Below are 20,912 nucleotides of genomic sequence, written 5' to 3'. Positions count from 1 at the left end.
AAATACTGGTTAGCTTTACACCAAATACTCAAACAACATCTGATCGTTATTTAACTCAATAATTTCAAACTTAAATTCCTTCATTCTTTGCACTAAGGCATCATAATCAGCACGATTGGCCAGTTCAATACCTACTAAAGCAGGACCGTTTTCTTTATTCGTTTTTTTAATGAATTCAAACCGTGTAATGTCATCATGAGGTCCTAATATATTATTTACAAATAATTTTAATGCACCTGGTCTTTGCGGAAAACGAACAATAAAATAATGTTTTAGTCCTTCATACAACAAGGATTTCTCCTTGATTTCCTGCATGCGTTCGATATCGTTGTTACCTCCACTGATCACACAAACTACCTTTTTGCCCTTAATTTTATCTCTGTAGGCATCAAGAACAGTTACCGATAATGCACCTGCCGGTTCAACAACAATAGCATCTTCATTGTATAATTTTAATATGGTCGTGCAAACCTTTCCTTCAGGAACCAACAATACATCGTCAAGTGCCTGTGTACAAATTTCATAAGTCAGTTTACCCACGCATTTAACAGAAGCACCATCAACAAAACGATTTATTTCAGGTAAAGTTACAGGGCCACCATGTTCAAATGCTTTTAACATCGATGGAGCACCTTCAGGCTCAACGCCTGCCAATAGTATGTTTGGGTTCTTGCCTTTTAAATAATTTCCTACACCGGCAGAAAGGCCACCACCACCAATAGGCATAATCACCACTTCAACGCCCGGCAAGTCTTCCAATATCTCTACCCCAACAGTGCCTTGCCCTTCAATAATGCTGTAATTGTCAAAAGGAGGGATAAAGGTCATGTTGTGTTTTTGGGTATAAGCCAATGCTTCCTTCAGGCAATCGTCAAAAGTATCACCAACCAACACAAGTTCAACATTACCATTACCAAACATTTCTGTTTGTTTCACCTTTTGCTTTGGGGTAATCTCCGGCATAAATATGACACCTTTTGTGCCTAGTTTATCACAAGAAAAAGCAACACCTTGTGCGTGGTTTCCGGCACTTGCACAAACAATACCCCGACTTAATTCTTCAGGTGTTAGTTGGCTGATCATATTATAAGCTCCACGCAATTTGTAAGAGCGTACAACCTGCAGGTCCTCACGTTTCAGGTATATTTCGCAACCATATTCTTCAGATAATTTGGGATTATAGATAAGGGGAGTATGCTTTACAACATTTGCCAATCGTTTCGAGGCGGCTTCGGAATCTAGTTTTAGATTAATCTGTGTCATTTTTTCTGAAAAATATAACCGCCACCTGTTTCGCAGATGGCGGCTTAAGTTGGTTTATCCAAATATAGGATAAATCAAAAATTTTATATGTTTTTAGCTAACCAATCGCCTACTTCGCTAGCTTTGTAAGCTTTGTTTTTACCCGCTAAATCTTCTGTTACAATACCCTCAGCAAGAGATTTGTTCACAACAGCTCTGATCAATTCAGCCTCTTCTTTTAATCCGAAAGCATCTTCAAACATCATCGCGGCAGACAATACAGTCGCTAAAGGATTAGCAATGTCTTTACCAGCTGCTTGTGGATAAGAACCATGAATTGGCTCAAACAATGAAGTATGAACACCAATAGAAGCAGATGGCATAAGACCCATAGAACCTGAAATCACAGATGCCTCATCAGTTAAAATATCACCAAATAAGTTTTCAGTGATCAATACATCATAAGAATTTGGCCATTGTACCAAACGCATTGCAACTGCATCAACAAACTCATAACTTACCTCAACCTCAGGGAAATCTTTCTCCATGTCCTGTACAGTCTCTCTCCACAAACGTGAAGTTTCCAATACGTTTGCTTTATCTACACAGCAAAGTCTTTTGCTGCGTGCCATCGCCATTTCGAAGCCTAATTTAGCCAAACGCTGAACCTCTGCTCTGGTGTAAGTACAAGTATCAAAAGCAGTGTTGCCATCGTCTTTTCTACCTCTTTCACCGAAATAGATACCACCGGTTAACTCACGAAGAATAATAAGGTCAGTACCTTCAATACGCTCTCTTTTTAATGGAGAATTGTCAATTAAAGATGGGAAAGTAAAGGTTGGACGAACGTTTGCAAATAAACCTAGTTTTTGACGCATTTTCAAAAGACCTTGTTCAGGACGAACAGTAGCTTTAGGATCATTGTCAAAACGAGGATGCCCGATAGCGCCGAAAAGAACAGCATCAGCAGCCATACATATTTCGTGTGTCGAATCCGGGTAAGGCTCGCCAACCGCATCAATTGCAGCTGCACCGGTTATGCCCTCTGTCCAGGTAATTTCGTGGTTAAATTTTTTTGCTACTGCATTTGAGACTTTAACAGCCTGATCAATAACTTCTGGGCCAATTCCATCTCCTGCTAAAAGAGCAATATTAAGTTTCATATTTTTTTAATTATTTTTAATTCTTTTGATAATATTCAGTTGGTCAATTTACCCTTAAATAATGTTCAACATTTTCTGGGTAGCTTTAATGGCACAAACGGTTTGGTCTGAGTCCAGTCCTCTGGTAATAAATATTTTATGGTCGGTTTCCCAGGTGATAATCGTTTCGCACAAGGCATCAGAATTACTTCCGGGAGCGATTCTTACAGCATAATCAACCAGTTTAGGTAATGATCTTTTCTTCTTAGCATAAACCTTGGTAAGAGCGTTCATAAAGGCATTAAACTGCCCGTCACCTTGTGCGTTCTCTTCAAACTTCTCTCCGTCAATTAAAACGGAAATTGTTGCAGATGGACGTAAACCCATCGAATTCATCAATACATAGGATTCAACGATAACCTTTTCCTCATAAAGACTACTGTCCAATACATCCGAAATGATATAAGGCAAATCCTCCTTAGTAACCGTTTCTTTCTTGTCGCCCAATTCAATAACCCGTTGGGTAACTTTCTTCAGGTCTGCATCGTTTAATTTTAGACCTAATTCCTGCAGGTTTTTTTCGATGTTAGCTTTACCCGATGTTTTGCCTAAAGCATAACTGCGTTTTCTACCAAAACGCTCAGGTAGCAGATCATTAAAATATAAATTATTTTTATTGTCTCCGTCAGCATGGATGCCTGCAGTTTGCGTAAACACATGGTCGCCAACAATAGGTTTGTTTGAAGGGATTCTAACACCCGAAAACGTTTCTACCAGCTTGCTTACCTTATAAATAGAAGATTCTTTTAGCTGTACTTCAACCTCAGGTGCAAAATCTTTAATTACAGCAATAGCACTAGCCATTGCAGCATTTCCAGCTCTTTCGCCCATTCCATTTACGGTCAAGTGCAAACCACTTATTCCGGCTTTTATCGCTTCCAATACATTTGCAGTACCCAGGTCATAATCATTATGGGCATGAAAATCAAAATGGATATCCGGATATTTTGATTGCAGATCCGCCACAAACTTAAAGGTTTCACCAGGTGTTAAAATACCCAACGTATCCGGTAGCAATACCCGTTTTACAGGTTGTGTTGCCAGAAAGTCAAGCATCTGAAAAACATATTCCGGAGAATTACGCATTCCATTACTCCAGTCTTCTAAATAAACATTGGTAGCAATATTATGTGTACCAGCCAGATCAACAACATGTTTGATTTCTGCAAAATGTTGTTCTGGTGTTTTTTTAAGCTGATGAGTCAAGTGATTCAGTGAACCTTTGGTTAATAGGTTCTGAACTTTAACACCTGCATTTAACATCCAGTCTACAGAAACACCATTGTCCACAAAAGACAATACTTCTATACGATCTGCATATCCATTGGTTTCTGCCCAGTTTAAAATGGATTTTACAGCCTGGAATTCTCCATCTGATACGCGTGCAGAAGCAATCTCAACTCTATCAACATGGAGTTCTTCCAATAATAACTGGGTTATAGTTAATTTTTCTGAAATGGAAAATGACACGCCCGATGTTTGTTCTCCATCGCGCAGTGTCGTGTCCATTATCTCTATTTTCCTTCTTTCCATGTATAGGTTTTGGTTTGGTTGATTAAAGAGGAAGATGTAAGGCGAATTCCTGAATTTCTGGTTTTATACTTTGCAGATAATCGATGTCATCAAAGCCATTTAACATATTGTCTTTTTTGTAAGCACTGATTTCGAAAGTTTCTTTTTCACCTGTGGCTAAAAGTGTAATGGTTTGCTCAGGTAAGTTTATTTCCAATTCTGTGTTAGGATCAGCTTGAATTGCCGCAAAGATTTTTTCAGAAAACTCTGGACTTACCTGTACCGGTAATACACCAATGTTTAAACAGTTGTTTTTAAAAATATCAGCAAAGAAGCTAGATACAACACATCTGAATCCGTAGTCATAAACCGCCCATGCAGCATGTTCCCTTGATGAACCTGAGCCGAAGTTTTTACCACCAACCAGTATTTTACCACTGTAGATAGGGTTGTTTAATACGAAATCTTTTTTTGGTGTATTGTCCGGATTGTATCTCCAATCGCGGAATAGATTGTCACCAAATCCAACGCGCTCTGTAGCTTTCAAAAAGCGTGCAGGAATCAATTGGTCGGTATCCACGTTTTCGATAGGAAGTGGAACCGCAGTGCTTTTTAGTATATTAAATTTATCGTAAGCCATTTTTAATCTTTTTTGTGTTAGACAAGTACTTCATTAACGCTCTCAACATTCTCAATTAGTGTTCTAGGATCTGTAACCACACCAGTAACAGCAGCTGCGGCAGCAACTAGCGGACTAGCCAGCATAGTTCTTGAACCAGGACCTTGTCTTCCTTCAAAGTTTCTGTTCGAAGTACTTACTGCATATTTACCAGCAGGAACTTTATCGTCGTTCATGGCTAAACAAGCAGAACAACCTGGTTGACGTAAAGTAAAGCCAGCTTCAGTTAAAATATCCAGTAAACCTTCTTCTTTAATTTGTGCCTCAACAATGTGTGATCCCGGAACCAACCAGGCCGTTACATTATCAGCTTTATGACGACCTTTTACCAAGGATGTAAATGCTCTGAAATCTTCAATACGGCCATTTGTACAGCTACCCACAAAAACGAAATCTACTTGCTTGCCGATCATAGAATCACCTTCCGAGAAGCCCATGTAACTTAATGATTTAGCATAAGTTGCAGCACCACCTTCTACCTGGTCGGCATTAGGAATCTCATGAGAAATACCGATACCCATTCCAGGGTTAGTACCATAAGTGATCATTGGCTCAATGCTAGATCCATCAAAAGTCAATTCTTTATCAAATACAGCATCAGCATCAGTTTTTAAGGTTTTGTAATAAGCCAATGCTTTATCCCATGCTTCACCTTTAGGACTAAACTCACGACCTTTTACATAATTGATGGTTGTCTCATCTGGAGCGATCATACCGCCACGTGCACCCATTTCAATACTCAAATTACAAACCGTCATACGGCCTTCCATAGTCATGTTTTCGAAAACATCACCTGCATATTCCACAAAATATCCGGTCGCACCAGAAGTGGTAAGCTGAGAGATAATGAATAGGGCAACATCTTTAGGCGTAACACCTGCACCTAATTTGCCGTTCACATTGATACGCATTTTTTTAGGTTTTGGCTGCATGATACACTGCGTAGAAAGTACCATTTCTACCTCAGAAGTACCAATACCAAAAGCGATAGCACCAAAAGCACCATGCGTAGAAGTATGTGAATCACCGCAAACGATAGTGGCACCAGGTTGGGTGATACCATATTCCGGACCTACAACGTGAACAATACCATTCTTTTGGTGACCTAATCCCCAGTGACTGATACCATACTCATTAGAGTTTGACTCCAATGCTTTTAACTGGTTGGCAGAAAGTGGATCTGCAACCGGCAAATGCTGGTTAATTGTTGGCGTGTTATGATCTGCCGTAGCAAATGTACGCTCTGGGTATAATACTTTAATTCCTCTGCTTTTTAAACCTAAAAAGGCAACAGGGCTGGTCACTTCGTGGATAAGATGGCGATCTATAAAAAGCACATCAGGACCACCTTCTATTTTACGTACAACGTGAGTGTCCCACACCTTATCAAATAATGTCTTGCTCATTTTTTTCTTTTTTATTATAAATTCATGATTGTAAAATGATTGGCTATGCTAATTGTTGCTTGCCCATCATTAACAAAAGATCTTGATCATTAATATCTAATTTATTATCTGCTACAGTAAGAAATTTGTGGTATACATCGCCCAATTCCTCTTTGCTTAAGTTAAAGCCTAAGCGCTCTAAGTGGAATTTTAAAGCATGTCTGCCGCTACGGGCGGTAAGCACAATACTTGCATCCGGAAAACCAACGTCCTCAGGACGAATGATCTCGTAGTTCTCACGGTTCTTTAAGAAACCATCCTGATGGATACCTGAGCTATGTGCAAATGCATTGCTACCTACAATCGCTTTATTAGGCTGTACCGGCATACGCATTTGTGAGCTCACCATACGGCTTAATTCGTAAAAGTTTCTAGTGTTGATATTGGTATGCAAACCTAAAGCAGTGTGCGTTTTTAAAATCATGACAACTTCTTCAATCGACGTATTTCCTGCACGCTCGCCAATACCATTAATGGTACCTTCGATTTGGCGTGCACCATTTTGCAAACCTGCAATTGAGTTCGCTGTTGCTAAGCCTAAATCGTTATGGCAGTGTACAGAGATGATTGCCTGATCAATATTTTTTACGTTCTCTTTCAAAAACTTGATCTTGCTTCCATACTGATCAGGTAAACAATAACCATTTGTATCCGGTATGTTTACCACAGTAGCTCCGGCTGCAATAACTGCCTCTACCATTTGGGCAAGGAAGCGAACATCAGCACGGCCGGCATCTTCTGCATAAAACTCAATATCTTCTACAGATTTCTTGGCATATTTAACGGCTTCAACTGCACGTTCAAGTATCTCTTCTCTTGTACTGTTAAATTTATGTTTAATGTGCATGTCAGACGAACCGATACCGGTGTGGATACGCGGGCGTTTGGCAAATTGTAATGCAGCAACTGCCGAATCAATGTCACCTTTATTTGCACGGGTAAGTGCACAGATGATAGGCTCAGATACAGCTTTCGAAAGCTCTACAACACTTTGGAAATCGCCTGGACTAGAAATAGGAAAACCTGCTTCGATAATGTCAACTCCTAGCGCCTCAAGTTCCTTCGCAATCTCTATTTTCTCTGGGGTTGTCAATTGGCAACCTGGCACTTGCTCACCATCACGTAAGGTGGTGTCAAACACATAAACTCTATTCGGATCGTGTAACATAATTCTTAGTGTTTAGTTAGTACTCAAAATTTTTAATGCGTTCAACGTGTTCAACGTTTTCAACGCGCTCTAATATGTTTTCTACGGATTTTACTTCACCGTTTTCTAATAAAATTCTTTTTTCAATACAGGCTGGCAATTGCGATTCAAAATGGCCGACATAAATTAATGTGGTTCCATTTTTACATAATCCATCTATTAGTCTGTTAAAATGTTTTGTTTGTTGCTGGTCCAAACCTTGACAAGGTTCATCCAGTATCAATAATTCCGGGTTTTTTACAATCGTTCTGGCCAACAAAGCCAGTCGTTGTTTGCCCAGAGGAAGCTCGTTCATCAATGTGTTTTTGTACTCATTGAGCCCCAAATAACCGATCAGTTCGTCTGTTTGTATTTTTTTAGTATATCCCGGATCACAAAACAAACCTGAGCTATTGTAAAATCCGGAGAGAATGCTTTGTGAAACTGTTGCTGAAGGATCGAAGTACCAATGTAATTCAGGAGATATTAAACCGATACGTTCTTTAATCTCCCAGATGCTTTCTCCGCTACCTCTTTTATTTCCAAACAAATGGAAATTATTGGCATAGGCCTGCGGGTGATCTCCACAAATTAAACTCAACAAAGTTGATTTGCCCGAACCATTATGGCCTTGCAATACCCATTTTTCACCGGCTTTAACTTCCCAGTTGATATTTTTTAATACTCGTTTATCACCATAACTGATATTTACATCAATCATTTTGATGATCTCTGCTGAAGAGGGATTAACAATTGTTTCAGTCAAAAAAGCAGGAACAGGATGGTCTAATGTTTCAAGCTCATTCCAGCTCCGTTCATCTGCCGAAATTTCAACAAGCTTACCTTCCTCAATCACTGCAAAACGATCTATGCACGAAGGCAACTCGGTATCGTTGCTGATTAAAATCAACTGTGTTCCGGCTTCAGAAATTTCTTCCAACAAGGAATTTAAGTTTTTGCGGGAAAGTGCATCCAACCCATTGTAGGGAAGGTCTAATATGAGCAGTTGCGGTTTTAACCATAAGGCTTTAACCAACTGTAATTTTTTATGTTCTCCGCTGGATAATTGGATCAGGGTGGAGTATCTCAATTCCGAAAACCCCAATGCAGCTAAGATTCTGTCTACTTCATTAAACTGAAGTGCATTTTTTTTGCCAAAGCTTTCCAACTCAGCATTTACAGTCGCGGTAGTTTCTGTTGACTGCTTATTGTAACGTTGTTGATAATAGAAGTTAGATTGGCCTTCTAAATCTTTAAACTGAAACCAGTTTGCTACATAATATACAGTTGCCGGTAAATTGCTTTGAGGATTAAACTCAATTTTAATGTTACCGTAACTATGGGTTACACCGGCAATAGCCTTTGCCAATGTAGTTTTACCACTTCCGCTTGTTCCACATAATAACCAATTCTCATATCTATTTATGGTCCAATTCAAATCCTGTAACACAGGTTTGTGCTGGTACTTTAAGCTGAGATTGGCGATATGGACGACGGGTTGTGACATTGTGTATTTTTTATAGGAGTAGCTGCATCTGTAAAAATGATGCAGCTACTTATTTTATAATTATGCTGTTTTTATAGATTTCATGGCAGTCATTGCTTTTCTCAATTCAGCACCAACAGTTTCAACCTGATGTGAACGAAGTGCTTCGTTTACTGCAATCAGTGCTCTGTTGTCTATACCAGCATCCTTACCTTCATTAAAGTTTTTACCAACCAGGTCAGTATCAACCTTAGTCATAAAATCAGCTAATAATGGTTTACAAGCCTGGTCAAATAAATAACAGCCATATTCAGCAGTATCAGAAATTACACGGTTCATTTCAAATAATTTCTTGCGTGCGATGGTATTTGCGATCAATGGAGTTTCGTGCAATGACTCATAGTATGCAGACTCAGGTTTGATGCCTGCCTGTACCATGGTTTCGAAAGCCAATTCTACTCCAGCTCTAACAAAAGCTACCATTAAAGTATAGTTATCAAAATATTCTTGTTCCGCAATTTTTACATCACCTGCAGGCGTTTTTTCGAATGCAGTTTCACCGGTTTCTGCACGCCAGGCCAATAGGTTTTTATCACCAGCAGCCCAGTCAGCCATCATGGTGCTGCTAAACTCACCGCTCATGATATCGTCCTGATGTTTTTGGAACAACGGGCGCATGATGTTTTTCAATTCTTCCGAGATTTCAAAAGCTTTAATTTTAGCAGGGTTACTTAACCTGTCCATCATACCGGTTACACCGCCATGTTTAAGGGCTTCAGTAATTACCTCAACACCATATTGAACCAGTTTAGACGCATAACCAGCATCGATACCTTTTTCAACCATTTTGTCAAAAGAAAGGATCGAACCTGTTTGCAATAAACCACATAGAATGGTTTGCTCGCCCATTAAATCAGATTTTACTTCAGCAACAAAAGAAGATCTTAAAACACCGGCTCTATGGCCACCTGTTCCAACACAATAAGCTTTTGCTTGTGCCAAACCTTTTCCTTCAGGATCATTCTCAGGGTGTACAGCAATTAAAGTAGGTACACCAAATCCTCTTACATATTCAGCTCTAACCTCACTTCCCGGACATTTTGGCGCAACCATGATTACGGTAATGTCTTTACGGATTTGCATACCTTCTTCAACAATGTTGAAACCATGAGAGTACAATAAAGTAGCACCTTTTTTCATCAAAGGCATTACTGCAGTTACTACCGCAGTGTGTTGTTTATCCGGAGTAAGGTTAATTACTACATCGGCATTTGGAATTAATTCTTCATAAGTACCTACAGTAAAGTTGTTGTCTGTAGCATTTTTCCATGAATCTCTTTTGCCTTCAATGGCCGCTGCGCGTAAAGCATAAGAAACATCTAAACCACTATCTCTTAAATTTAAACCCTGGTTTAAGCCTTGTGCGCCACAGCCTACAATTACCAGCTTTTTTCCTTTCAATACATTTACGCCATCTAGAAATTCAGCGCTGTCCATGAAATCGCAAACGCCCAATTGGTTAAGTTGTTCTCTAAGAGGTAATGTGTTAAAGTAATTTGACATCTTTTTTATTGTTTTAGATTTTTTTAAGGTTCGTTTATTTTTATTTTTTGGTATTGATCACTTTTTTAATTGCTGAAGCAATTCCATAATGCAGGGCATCATGTACGACAAAGAATTGAACAGCTTCGGCATTGCTTTTTACTTTTACACCATAATCGGTCTTGAAAGCATTATAGTCTACAAACTTGTTACTGTTCAGGTCTTCCTCCAATTGATCGATGGTACTACGCATCAATTCCTTCAGGGTATTTATTTCTTCAGCACCAATGAACTTTTCAGGTTTGGTTCCTTTTGTGTAAGGCAATATATATTGCTTGTCAATTACAGGCGTAACATTTGCCAGTCGGTAGCACAAACCCTGCTGACTGGAAACGATATGACCGAAGTTCCAGATGATGTTATTGTTAAAACCTGCCGGAATTTCGTTCAGTTCCTCAACAGTTGATGTTTCGATCAACCTGATGAAGTTCTCGCGTGTTTTTCTGGTAATATTTAAAAGGTATTTCATCTGATCAAGCGTTTACATGCTAAATACATTCTTTTCTTTATCCAGGAACTCGTTTTCAATCACTTCCTGTCCTGGTTCTCTGCGTTCAAATTCTCTCAATTTAGCATTAAAGCCCTCACTGTCTTTGATAATTGCTACTCTTGCACTCCTTACAAATTCTATCAGCCCATAAGGTTGTAAAACTTCGATCAGTTTATCGGTTTCTTCTCTGTGTCCTGTAGCTTCGAACACGGTATAATCCTTACGGATCACTACCGCACGAGCACCAAACGCCCGAAGCAATCGCTCCACCGGAGCACGTTCAGCAACGATATCTGTTGGTACTTTGTAAAGTGCAAGTTCCTGCCAGATGATGTCTTCGTTGGTATTGTAATACACCTTCAAAACCTCTACTTGTTTTTCTATCTGACGACAAAGCTTACGTACTACTTCTTCAGTTTCGTGAATCACGATATTGAAGCGGTGAATGTGCTCAATCTCAGAAGGGGAGGTGTTTAAGCTTTCAATATTTATTTTTCTTCTTGAAAATATAATGGCAATACGATTTAATATACCGATCTGATTTTCGGTATATGCAGTGATCGTAAATTCCTGCTTTCCATTTAATTCTATATCCTGCGAATTGCTCATGGTCTTTAATTATTTAAGTCTGATTTCACTAACACTGCTACCTTGGGGAACCATTGGGAACACATTGTGTTCCTGGGCAACCATTACTTCTAAAAGGTAGGAGCCTTTATGGTTTAGCATGTCTGTTAAAGCGCTAACCAAGTCATCACGCTCAGAGATTTTTCTGCCGGCGATGTAATAAGAATCGGCCAGCTTTACAAAATCCGGACTGGCGATGTCTACAAACGAATAACGCTTGTCGTGGAATAACTGTTGCCACTGACGAACCATACCTAGGAACCTATTGTTCAGGATCATGATCTTTACATCTATACCACTTTGCATAATGGTACCTAATTCCTGTAAGGTCATCTGAAAACCACCGTCACCAATTACTGCAACAACAGTACGGTCAGGCGCACCAAACTTAGCACCTATAGCCGCAGGTAAGCCAAATCCCATAGTTCCCAATCCACCACTGGTAATGTTGCTGCGGGTATGGTTAAACTTAGCATAACGACAAGCCACCATCTGGTGCTGGCCTACATCAGTTACAATTACCGCTTCACCTTTGGTTAACTCATTCAGTTGGTTGATTACTTCGCCCATGGTCATTTCTCCTGTTCCAGGGTTTAATTCTTTCTGAATGACTGTTTCTTGTTCAGTTTTATCAAAAGCCCTGAATTCAGCCAGCCATTCTGTATGTTGCTTTTCTTCAATCAATGCAGTTAAAAGCGGTAAAGTTTCTTTACAATCTCCCCAAACCGGAACATCAGCTTTTACGTTTTTATCAATTTCTGCAGGGTCAATATCTAAGTGGATTACCTTGGCTTGCTTAGCATATTTGTCTAAACGGCCAGTTACACGGTCGTCAAAACGCATACCTACAGCAATCAATACATCGCAGGCATTGGTTTGTACGTTAGGACCATAGTTACCATGCATGCCCAACATACCAACATTTAAAGGATGATCTGTTGAGATCGCGCCGGCACCTAAAATTGTCCATGCCGCAGGAATGCCACTTTTCTCTACGAAAGTTTTGAACTCTTGCTCTGCATTTCCTAAAGAAACACCTTGTCCGAACAATATAAAAGGCTTTTTGGCTGAATTGATCAATTCGGCGGCCTGCTCAATATATTCTTTTCTGATTAGTGGTTTCGGACGGTAGCTACGTACATGATCGCAAGGGGTATAGCCTTCATAATCGAACATTTGCAACTGCGCATTTTTAGTGATGTCGATCAAGACAGGTCCAGGTCTGCCGCTACGCGCAATGTAGAATGCTTTAGCCAACACACCAGGGATTTCTGTCGCATCTGTAATCTGGTAATTCCATTTGGTTACCGGCGTGGTGATATTGATCACGTCAGTTTCCTGGAAAGCATCAGTACCCAATAAGTGTGCATAAACCTGTCCGGTAATACATACCATAGGTGTACTGTCTATCTGTGCATCTGCCAAACCTGTAACCAGGTTGGTTGCACCCGGACCGCTGGTACCGAATACTACACCAACTTTTCCGGAGGTACGTGCGTAACCTTGACCGGCGTGTGTGCCACCTTGTTCGTGACGTACCAGGATATGTTTTAATTTATCTTTATAATCGTATAATGCATCATAAATTGGCATAATTGCGCCACCGGGATAACCAAAAATGGTATCGGTGCCTTCGGCAATTAATCCTTCCAATAAAGCTACCGAACCTGAAACGTTTACGGTCTTCTTAGGCTCGGTTAAGGTGGTTGCTTCCTCTTGTGCTGTATCCATTGTTTTATTATTAGGTAATGAGGTTTTAAATTAGGTTAATCAGTGTAGGCATCGGTAACACAGCCTTCACTGGCATTGCTTACTTGCTTAATGTATTTGTAGAGTACTCCTTTGGTGACGGGTGGAGGTAACTGTGTCCAGACTACCCGGCGTGTAGCCAGTTGCTCATCTGTCAGGTGAACATTTATTGTATTGTTTACTGCGTCAATGGTAATGATGTCATCATCATGAACCAGGGCTATGTTTCCACCGTCCCATGCTTCAGGGGTGATATGACCTACCACAAAACCGTGCGTTCCACCAGAGAAACGTCCGTCGGTAATCAATGCTACCGATTTACCTAAACCTGCGCCAATAATCAATGAAGTAGGTTTCAGCATCTCCGGCATACCAGGTGCACCTTTAGGACCAACCTGTCTGATCACGACCACATCTCCACTTTTTACTCTTCCGCTCTGGATACCAACCATAAGAGATTTTTCTCCGTCAAAAACACGCGCAGGACCTGTAAATTTCTCTCCCTCTTTGCCGCTGATCTTAGCTACCGAACCTTTAGTTGCAAGGTTTCCATATAACATTTGCAGGTGACCCGTTTCTTTGATTGGATTTTCTATCGGGAAGATGATTTTCTGGGTGTCAAAATCCAGGTCAGCAGCTTCAGCAACGTTTTCTGCTAAAGTTTTACCGGTAACTGTTAAACAATCACCATGTACCAATCCTACTTTTAATAAATATTTTAATACTGCAGGTACACCACCAATTTCGTGCAGGTCTTCCATTAAGTAAGTTCCACTCGGTTTTAAGTCGCCCAATACCGGGGTACTGTCACTAATTCTCTGGAAATCTTCTAATTTTAAATTCAACCCGACAGATTTAGCCATTGCAATTAAGTGCAATACTGCATTGGTAGAACCACCTAAGACCATAACAGTTACAATTGCATTGTGGAATGCCTTTTCAGTCATGATATCAGCAGGAAGGATATTTTGTTCTAACAGAATGCGGATATATTTTCCGGCATCTGTACATTCTTTCTTTTTCTCGTCGCTCGTTGCAGGATAAGAGGAACTGTAAGGCAAACTCATTCCCAAAGCCTCAATTGCCGAAGCCATCGTATTTGCCGTATACATACCACCACATGCACCTGCTCCAGGACAAGCATTTTTGATTACGCCCTGAAAATCTTCTTCTTCTAAATTGCCTGCTAATTTTTGTCCTAAAGCCTCAAATGCAGATACGATATTTAATGAGGCACCTTTATATTTTCCAGAGTGGATACTTCCTCCGTAAACCATAATAGATGGGCGGTTTAAACGTCCCATTGCCATGATTGATCCGGGCATGTTTTTATCACAGCCGGGAATGGTGATCAAACCATCATAATATTGGCCGCCACAAATGGTTTCAATAGAATCTGCAATCACATCTCTTGATACCAGCGAGTAACGCATACCGTCTGTACCATTAGACATACCGTCACTTACGCCAATGGTACCAAAGGTTAAACCCACCATGTCATTGTTCCAGACACCTTTTTTTACAATTTGAGCCAGATCGTTTAAGTGCATATTGCAGGTATTTCCATCATAACCCATGCTGGCAATACCGACTTGCGCTTTATCCATATCTGCTTTGGTCAATCCAATTCCATACAACATCGCCTGTGCTGCTGGTTGTGTCGGGTCTTGTGTAAACGTCTTACTGTATCGGTTAATTTCTGGTGTCTGTGACATATTTTTAGTTCGGTATATTAGGTTCTTATATTTTTATTTGTCTTAGCTCTTTTATCTTTAATCCTTGTTCCTGGCTCCTTAATCTTTGCTCCTTGTTCCTGGCTCTTTTATCCTGGTTCTAAATAATCACTTCGTAGTTCTGTTTTTCTAATACCAGGCATTTATAAGTGCGCTGTATGGTTGCACCAATCGAATCAATCCATCTGACCGGAAACTTATATTCATCAATTGAAGCTATTCCTGCAATTTCAGAAGCTGTACCGCAGAAAAATGCACTATCAGCATGTTTCAGGTCGGTTACAGTTAAGTGCTTTTCTATCACCTCAATATCAAGGACCCGGCATAATTCGATTACCGTTGCGCGAGTTATACCTGGTAAGATGTTACCTAGTGGAGGGGTAAACAATTTTCCATTCTTTTCAATGAAGATATTTGCCCCTGGAGCTTCCGCAATCTTTTGGTTCATGTCCAGCAATAATGCTTCGTCAAAACCTTTGCTCTTTGCTTCGGTTGTAGCTAGTATGGAGTTTACATAATTGCCACTTACTTTAGCTTCTATTTGTGTCGATTTAGGATTGGGTCTTTCGTAACTCGAAATACAAACTTTTAATTGTTCGTGTCCAAGGTAAGCGCCCCATTCCCATGCACAGATCATAATGGATGGTTTTGTTCCACCGATTAATGACATGTTAGGTGCGCAATAAATTAGGGGGCGGATGTAAGCGTTTTTCAAATTATTGATTTCCAATAATTTGTAGGTCTGCTTGATTAGGTCTTTTACATCCCATGGAAAGGGGATATGCATCAATTCTGCAGAGCGCTTTAAGCGTTCATAATGTTCTCTGGCTTTAAAAACCCGGGTTCCATTATGGGTATTGTATGCTCTTATTCCTTCAAATACAGCATAGCCATAGTGTAATGACTGCCCGTAAATATCTGCAGTCGTGTCAGTTGCTTTTTGGAACTGGCCATTTAAGTAAAGCACTGTATTTGAGTTAAAGTATTGCATTTGGTTATAGCTATGTTTTGGTATGATATTGTTTCATTAAAAAAGCGCCACTTTTGGGGGGCGCTTGCGTATATTTTTTTTATTAAATATTCATTTACAGCGCCTTGTCCTTCTGAAGAATCAGAAGAATAATAAGGTTAATAATGACATTAAATAATGCTGTAATTGAAAGGTTCATTTTATTATTTATTTGTTATTGCTTTATAAATCCAATTTAGTTCTTGCTATTTAAACTATCAATAGCTGGGTGAAAATAATTGAAAAAAAATATAATTCTTTTGTTTTAAATAAAGTCAGATTTTAATTTGTTGATATTGCTATTTTTGGTATGTTAATTGGATGCTACTATACCAAATATGATTTCGGTATTCGGTATGGTTGTTATGCGAGCATTGTATTTTTTGTGATTTTCTTCCTAAAACCGAGTGGTCTACCAAAAAAGTTGATGAAAATCATATTTTATTGGATACAAAAAAAGCCCTTTGAAATTTCAAAGGGCTTTACAATATTGTATGATAAAATATTAAGCAACCCCTTCGGCCAAAACAATAATCTTGTTTTTTAAGACCTCAACCACACCACCTTTAATAATAAAGGTATTATCGCCGGTTTTGCTTTTAATAATTACGGGGCCATCCTCCAAAGTAGAAATAATAGGAGCATGGTCGTGCAAAATCTGGAACGAGCCCATTGTTCCCGGTACGGTAACAGCAGTTACCTCTCCTTCAAAAACTTTCTTGTCTGGTGTTAATATTTCTAATGTCATTTGCTTTTAGATAGGAGCGGCGAGGTTTGAATCATTCAGCTCAAACCTCGCCGCTATTTATCAATATTAGTTATTTGCTTCCGCTAATAGTTTTTTACCTTTTTCAATAGCTTCTTCAATGCTACCTACAAGGTTAAATGCTGCTTCTGGATACTCATCAACTTCACCATCCATGATCATGTTAAATCCTTTGATGGTATCTTTAATGTCAACCAATACACCTTTTAATCCTGTAAATTGCTCAGCAACGTGGAAAGGTTGAGATAAGAAACGTTGAACACGGCGTGCGCGTGATACGATTAATTTATCTTCCTCAGATAACTCGTCCATACCTAAGATGGCGATGATATCCTGAAGTTCTTTATAACGTTGTAAAGTTTCTTTTACGCGTTGAGCAGTATTGTAGTGTTCGTCACCTAAAACAGCAGGAGAAAGGATACGTGAAGTAGAATCCAATGGATCCACTGCAGGATAGATACCTAACTCAGCAATTTTACGAGACAATACAGTTGTTGCATCTAAGTGGGCAAATGTTGTAGCCGGAGCAGGGTCAGTTAAATCATCCGCAGGTACATATACAGCTTGTACAGATGTAATTGAACCACGTTTAGTTGAGGTAATACGCTCTTGCATTAAACCCATCTCAGTAGCCAGGGTTGGTTGGTAACCTACCGCAGAAGGCATACGACCTAATAGTGCAGATACCTCAGAACCAGCTTGAGTGAAACGGAAGATATTATCAACGAAGAAAAGGATATCTTTTCCAGCGCCTTCACCTTCACCATCACGGAAATATTCAGCAACTGTTAATCCAGATAATGCTACACGAGCACGTGCACCTGGAGGCTCGTTCATTTGACCGAACACCAATGTTGCTTTAGACTCTTTTAATTTGTCTGTATCAACTTTACTCAAGTCCCATCCACCTTTTTCCATTGAATGCAAGAAATCATCACCATAGTTGATTACCCCAGATTCGATAAACTCACGTAAAAGGTCATTACCTTCACGTGTACGCTCACCCACACCAGCAAATACAGATAAACCAGCATATGCTTTCGCAATGTTGTTTACCAATTCCATGATCAATACGGTTTTACCTACACCCGCACCGCCGAACAAACCGATTTTACCACCTTTAGCATAAGGCTCTAATAAATCGATTACTTTGATACCTGTAAAAAGTACTTCAGTTTCAGTTGATAAATCTTCAAATTTAGGAGGGGCATTGTGAATTGGCCTGCCATCTACTTTATCAACTGCGTTGATACCGTCAATAGCTTCACCAACAACATTGAATAAACGACCTTTAATTTGGTCACCAACAGGCATTTTGATAGGAGATCCAGTATCTAGTACTTTCATTCCGCGAACTAAACCGTCGGTCGAGTCCATAGCGATTGCACGTATGCGGTCTTCACCAAGATGTTGTTGAACTTCTAAAACGACCTTCTGTCCGTTTTCTTTTTCAATCTCTAATGCAGAGAAAATTTGAGGTAAATGAGCATCGTCAGCAAAACTCACGTCAACTACCGGTCCTATAATCTGCGCTATTTTTCCAATGTTAGGCATATATTGTTTTGGGTAAAATTATAAATATCAATTTGTTAAAGGCCCTTTTATAAGCCTACAATTTGGTTTGCAAAGTTAAAATTTTTATACAAGAATTGCATATATAAATAAAAAGTTTTTCAACAGTTTTTAAAATGGTATTTTAGCGAGTACATAAGCAGCATAAAATCGAGGGTTTAGGGCCTTGTATGACTGTTAATTAAGAAATTATAAGCTCATGAAGACAATACTGGTAACAGGTAGTAATGGCCTTTTAGGACAGAAAATAACACAGCGATTACTGGAAACGAACCAGTTTAATCTCATTGCAACTTCAAAAGGGGTTAATCGTTTTCCTGTTAAAGTAGGGTACACTTATGCCGAAATGGATATTCTTGATCCTAAAAATGTTAAGGCAGTTGTAGAAAAATATCAGCCGGATGCAATTATTAACACTGCTGCTATGACCAATGTGGATACTTGTGAGTCTGAAAAGGTATTGGCGCATCAGCTAAATGTTGGAGCTGTGAAAACATTGGTGTCGCTTTGCGAAGAACATAATATTCAGTTGGTGCATTTATCAACGGATTTTATATTTGATGGTGCTAATGGCCCATATGATGAAGTGGCTCCTCCGAATCCTTTAAGCTATTATGGAATTACCAAACTGGAAGCGGAAGAGGTTATCAAAAATTCTACCTGCCGTTGGGCAATCCTTCGTACCATTATAGTATATGGTATTGTGAGTGATATGAGTAGAAGCAATATTGTACTATGGGCTAAGGGGGCGCTTGAAAAGGGTAATCCTATTAATGTGGTTAATGATCAGTGGCGGATGCCAACTCTGGCCGAAGATTTGGCAGATTGTTGCTTACTTGCAGTGGAAAAAGATGCCCGCGGCGTTTACAATGCTTCGGGAAAAGATATGATGAGCATTTCTGAATTGGTTGCCCGTGTAGCCGATTATTGGCATCTGGATAAAACCCTGATTAATGAGGTTAGTGCCGAGACTTTAAATCAAACTGCAAAAAGACCTGCAAGAACAGGTTTCATATTAGATAAGACCATTTCGGAACTGGGCTATAAGCCTCGGAGTTTTGAGGAAGGTTTGGCAATAATTGACCGGCAGCTAAACAGGAGTTAAGGACTGCTCCTCACATGATCCACACATTAGACACACTTCCTTCACAAAAAGGTACCTTTTTGTGGGTTTGGTGTGAAGGAGGTGTGAACAAGGTGTGAAGAAACCTTAATCTTGTGAAGGATCTTTATCAGACTAATTATTATCAGCATACATTTAAAAAATATACTACTAATAAAAATAAACTAATATGGCATTACAAGTTGGCGACAAAGCCCCAGATTTTACATTATTAAATACTGATTTGAAAGAAGTATCTCTGTCAGATTATAAAGGGAAGAAATTGGTTGTACACTTTTTTCCTTTGGCATTTACAGGAGTTTGCACAGCACAACTATGTACAATGAGAGATAGCTTTGGTTATTACCAGGGAATGAATGCTGATGTTGTAGGAATTTCAGTTGATTCTCCTTTTACATTGGCTAAGTTTAAAGAAGAACAGGCTTACCAGTTCCCTTTATTGTCAGATTTCAACAAAGAAATATCACAAGCTTACAGCTCATTTTATGAAGATTTTGTTCTTAATTTAAAGGGAGTATCAAAAAGAGCAGCTTTTGTAATCGATGAAGAAGGAAAAATTATCCATTCGGAGGTTTTAGAGGAGGCGGGTAATATGCCTGATTTTGATGCAATTAAGGAAGTGGTTGAAGCTTAACCTTAATTTTTTAAAGGTAATGCTTAGATTTTTTTGCAAAAAAAGTTTGTAAAATCAATTTGAAGCATTACTTTTGCAGTCCGTTAACGAAACGGAAATGCATTTGTAGCTCAATTGGATAGAGCATCTCACTACGGATGAGAAGGTTTGGGGTTCGAATCCCTACAAGTGCACCACAGAAAGAGGGAATTTCAGCAATGAGATTCCTTCTTTTTTTTATCGATATATCTAGTAATCAGCAATTTGAGAATTTTCTGATTTTTCCAGATTTTGACTGATAAAATTGGGCGAAAATTACAGATTTTTCGGTTAACTTTATCTCAAGTTATTGATTAATAGTGATTTGATGTCTTGCTTGAGTTCAGATAAGCAAGTAATGGTTCGAATTTCTGGGAAGATATGTTAAATGAATTCGAACCAGAAGAAACAATACCTGCATGGTACCTATTTAATCCAAAAAAATGCCTTAAAAATTAGTTGTATTTTCGAAGCTCACGATCTTCTGATAAAATAAAAGTCTAATAAATAGTAGAGATGAGCATATCAAGAATACATGATTATGAACGGTTTGACAGGGTTTTGATTATTTATCTATACTACGGTAATTTTTATTTAGCCTGCAATTACTAGTTCGGCAAAACTCTCTAGTAGGGTCGTGATGTTTTGTGCGTCTATCGGATCAATATTTTGATAATTATCACGTCCAAATTGTAATATTTTCTCATATTCCTTTATATAATTGATTTCAGCGGGTAGATTATTGGAAATCAATTGAGTTTCTGAATGATCCGGAGTGGAGAAATTCTCAAGTTGCAAATTGAAAATAAACTTAACGAGTATCGAAGTAATTATAAT

Annotated in this window: 18 protein-coding genes and 1 tRNA gene; 3 read left to right on the top strand and 16 right to left on the bottom strand. The window is 39.1% G+C overall.

The features are described 5' to 3' along the window. Positions 1 to 15: 15 nt before the first annotated feature. The 15 genes from ilvA to atpD form a co-directional block, all read right to left on the bottom strand. A complete protein-coding gene (ilvA, locus tag P0Y49_17135) occupies positions 16 to 1,263 on the bottom strand; it encodes a threonine ammonia-lyase IlvA (protein WEK18516.1) in 1,248 nt (415 codons plus the stop codon). An 83-nt stretch (positions 1,264 to 1,346) separates the two neighbouring features. Next, positions 1,347 to 2,405 carry a 3-isopropylmalate dehydrogenase gene (gene leuB / locus P0Y49_17130; GenBank protein WEK18515.1) on the bottom strand — a complete coding sequence of 353 codons (1,059 nt, stop codon included), beginning with the start codon at positions 2,403 to 2,405 and terminating at the stop codon, positions 1,347 to 1,349. Positions 2,406 to 2,459: 54 nt separating this feature from the next. Further along, positions 2,460 to 3,977 carry an alpha-isopropylmalate synthase regulatory domain-containing protein gene (locus P0Y49_17125; protein WEK18514.1) on the bottom strand — a complete coding sequence of 506 codons (1,518 nt, stop codon included), beginning with the start codon at positions 3,975 to 3,977 and terminating at the stop codon, positions 2,460 to 2,462. A 22-nt stretch (positions 3,978 to 3,999) separates the two neighbouring features. Beyond that, the gene (leuD, locus tag P0Y49_17120; protein WEK18513.1) at positions 4,000 to 4,596 is read right to left on the bottom strand and encodes a 3-isopropylmalate dehydratase small subunit; all 597 of its coding nucleotides are present in this window, start codon (positions 4,594 to 4,596) and stop codon (positions 4,000 to 4,002) included. Between the two features lie 17 nt (positions 4,597 to 4,613). Continuing rightward, positions 4,614 to 6,041 carry a 3-isopropylmalate dehydratase large subunit gene (leuC, locus tag P0Y49_17115; GenBank protein WEK18512.1) on the bottom strand — a complete coding sequence of 476 codons (1,428 nt, stop codon included), beginning with the start codon at positions 6,039 to 6,041 and terminating at the stop codon, positions 4,614 to 4,616. A gap of 43 nt (positions 6,042 to 6,084) precedes the next feature. Beyond that, on the bottom strand, positions 6,085 to 7,248 hold the full coding sequence (locus tag P0Y49_17110; GenBank protein ID WEK18511.1) for a 2-isopropylmalate synthase: 1,164 nt from the start codon (positions 7,246 to 7,248) through the stop codon (positions 6,085 to 6,087). Positions 7,249 to 7,264: 16 nt separating this feature from the next. Beyond that, positions 7,265 to 8,773 carry an ATP-binding cassette domain-containing protein gene (locus tag P0Y49_17105; protein ID WEK18510.1) on the bottom strand — a complete coding sequence of 503 codons (1,509 nt, stop codon included), beginning with the start codon at positions 8,771 to 8,773 and terminating at the stop codon, positions 7,265 to 7,267. A gap of 60 nt (positions 8,774 to 8,833) precedes the next feature. Then, positions 8,834 to 10,315 (bottom strand): ketol-acid reductoisomerase, encoded by a 1,482-nt coding sequence (gene ilvC / locus P0Y49_17100; protein ID WEK18509.1) that lies wholly within the window; start codon positions 10,313 to 10,315, stop codon positions 8,834 to 8,836. 40 nt (positions 10,316 to 10,355) lie between these two features. After that, positions 10,356 to 10,823 carry a DinB family protein gene (locus P0Y49_17095; GenBank protein WEK18508.1) on the bottom strand — a complete coding sequence of 156 codons (468 nt, stop codon included), beginning with the start codon at positions 10,821 to 10,823 and terminating at the stop codon, positions 10,356 to 10,358. 12 nt (positions 10,824 to 10,835) lie between these two features. Next, positions 10,836 to 11,453, bottom strand: coding sequence for an acetolactate synthase small subunit (ilvN, locus tag P0Y49_17090; GenBank protein WEK18507.1), 618 nt, complete (start codon positions 11,451 to 11,453; stop codon positions 10,836 to 10,838). Between the two features lie 9 nt (positions 11,454 to 11,462). Next, positions 11,463 to 13,202, bottom strand: coding sequence for a biosynthetic-type acetolactate synthase large subunit (gene ilvB, locus P0Y49_17085; protein WEK18506.1), 1,740 nt, complete (start codon positions 13,200 to 13,202; stop codon positions 11,463 to 11,465). A 35-nt stretch (positions 13,203 to 13,237) separates the two neighbouring features. After that, positions 13,238 to 14,935: a dihydroxy-acid dehydratase gene (ilvD, locus tag P0Y49_17080; GenBank protein ID WEK18505.1), complete on the bottom strand. Its 1,698-nt coding sequence runs from the start codon at positions 14,933 to 14,935 to the stop codon at positions 13,238 to 13,240. A gap of 118 nt (positions 14,936 to 15,053) precedes the next feature. After that, complete coding sequence (locus P0Y49_17075; protein ID WEK18504.1) at positions 15,054 to 15,944, bottom strand: branched-chain amino acid transaminase; 891 nt, start codon at positions 15,942 to 15,944, stop codon at positions 15,054 to 15,056. A 523-nt stretch (positions 15,945 to 16,467) separates the two neighbouring features. Next, entirely contained in the window at positions 16,468 to 16,710 is a 243-nt protein-coding gene (gene atpC / locus P0Y49_17070; protein ID WEK18503.1) for an ATP synthase F1 subunit epsilon, read from the bottom strand. A 66-nt stretch (positions 16,711 to 16,776) separates the two neighbouring features. After that, positions 16,777 to 18,282 (bottom strand): F0F1 ATP synthase subunit beta, encoded by a 1,506-nt coding sequence (gene atpD / locus P0Y49_17065; GenBank protein ID WEK18502.1) that lies wholly within the window; start codon positions 18,280 to 18,282, stop codon positions 16,777 to 16,779. A 217-nt stretch (positions 18,283 to 18,499) separates the two neighbouring features. On the opposite strand from atpD, the gene P0Y49_17060 reads away from it, so the two are divergent. The 3 genes from P0Y49_17060 to P0Y49_17050 all read left to right on the top strand — a co-directional run bounded on the left by P0Y49_17060 (position 18,500) and on the right by P0Y49_17050 (position 20,233). After that, positions 18,500 to 19,405, top strand: coding sequence for an SDR family oxidoreductase (locus P0Y49_17060; protein WEK18501.1), 906 nt, complete (start codon positions 18,500 to 18,502; stop codon positions 19,403 to 19,405). A 187-nt stretch (positions 19,406 to 19,592) separates the two neighbouring features. Next, positions 19,593 to 20,057, top strand: coding sequence for a redoxin domain-containing protein (locus P0Y49_17055; GenBank protein WEK18500.1), 465 nt, complete (start codon positions 19,593 to 19,595; stop codon positions 20,055 to 20,057). Positions 20,058 to 20,156: 99 nt separating this feature from the next. Beyond that, a tRNA-Arg gene (locus P0Y49_17050) sits at positions 20,157 to 20,233 on the top strand. Between the two features lie 436 nt (positions 20,234 to 20,669). Here the strand turns inward: P0Y49_17050 and P0Y49_17045 are convergent. Next, complete coding sequence (locus P0Y49_17045) at positions 20,670 to 20,873, bottom strand: hypothetical protein (GenBank protein WEK18499.1); 204 nt, start codon at positions 20,871 to 20,873, stop codon at positions 20,670 to 20,672. Positions 20,874 to 20,912: the final 39 nt, after the last annotated feature.

It is taken from the genome of Candidatus Pedobacter colombiensis, assembly GCA_029202485.1.
GTDB classification, from domain to species: domain Bacteria; phylum Bacteroidota; class Bacteroidia; order Sphingobacteriales; family Sphingobacteriaceae; genus Pedobacter; species Pedobacter colombiensis.
Note: the sequence above shows the minus strand (reverse complement) of the source record. Positions and strands in the feature narration are given on the sequence as shown.

Excerpts from the sequence above, each read along its gene's own strand:
- ilvA (WEK18516.1), bottom strand. The coding sequence starts at position 1,263 with ATGACACAGATTAATCTAAAACTAGATTCCGAAGCCGCCTCGAAACGA.
- leuB (WEK18515.1), bottom strand. The coding sequence starts at position 2,405 with ATGAAACTTAATATTGCTCTTTTAGCAGGAGATGGAATTGGCCCAGAA.
- P0Y49_17125 (WEK18514.1), bottom strand. The coding sequence starts at position 3,977 with ATGGAAAGAAGGAAAATAGAGATAATGGACACGACACTGCGCGATGGA.
- leuD (WEK18513.1), bottom strand. The coding sequence starts at position 4,596 with ATGGCTTACGATAAATTTAATATACTAAAAAGCACTGCGGTTCCACTT.
- leuC (WEK18512.1), bottom strand. The coding sequence starts at position 6,041 with ATGAGCAAGACATTATTTGATAAGGTGTGGGACACTCACGTTGTACGT.
- P0Y49_17110 (WEK18511.1), bottom strand. The coding sequence starts at position 7,248 with ATGTTACACGATCCGAATAGAGTTTATGTGTTTGACACCACCTTACGT.
- P0Y49_17105 (WEK18510.1), bottom strand. The coding sequence starts at position 8,773 with ATGTCACAACCCGTCGTCCATATCGCCAATCTCAGCTTAAAGTACCAG.
- ilvC (WEK18509.1), bottom strand. The coding sequence starts at position 10,315 with ATGTCAAATTACTTTAACACATTACCTCTTAGAGAACAACTTAACCAA.
- P0Y49_17095 (WEK18508.1), bottom strand. The coding sequence starts at position 10,823 with ATGAAATACCTTTTAAATATTACCAGAAAAACACGCGAGAACTTCATC.
- ilvN (WEK18507.1), bottom strand. The coding sequence starts at position 11,453 with ATGAGCAATTCGCAGGATATAGAATTAAATGGAAAGCAGGAATTTACG.
- ilvB (WEK18506.1), bottom strand. The coding sequence starts at position 13,202 with ATGGATACAGCACAAGAGGAAGCAACCACCTTAACCGAGCCTAAGAAG.
- ilvD (WEK18505.1), bottom strand. The coding sequence starts at position 14,935 with ATGTCACAGACACCAGAAATTAACCGATACAGTAAGACGTTTACACAA.
- P0Y49_17075 (WEK18504.1), bottom strand. The coding sequence starts at position 15,944 with ATGCAATACTTTAACTCAAATACAGTGCTTTACTTAAATGGCCAGTTC.
- atpC (WEK18503.1), bottom strand. The coding sequence starts at position 16,710 with ATGACATTAGAAATATTAACACCAGACAAGAAAGTTTTTGAAGGAGAG.
- atpD (WEK18502.1), bottom strand. The coding sequence starts at position 18,282 with ATGCCTAACATTGGAAAAATAGCGCAGATTATAGGACCGGTAGTTGAC.
- P0Y49_17060 (WEK18501.1), top strand. The coding sequence starts at position 18,500 with ATGAAGACAATACTGGTAACAGGTAGTAATGGCCTTTTAGGACAGAAA.
- P0Y49_17055 (WEK18500.1), top strand. The coding sequence starts at position 19,593 with ATGGCATTACAAGTTGGCGACAAAGCCCCAGATTTTACATTATTAAAT.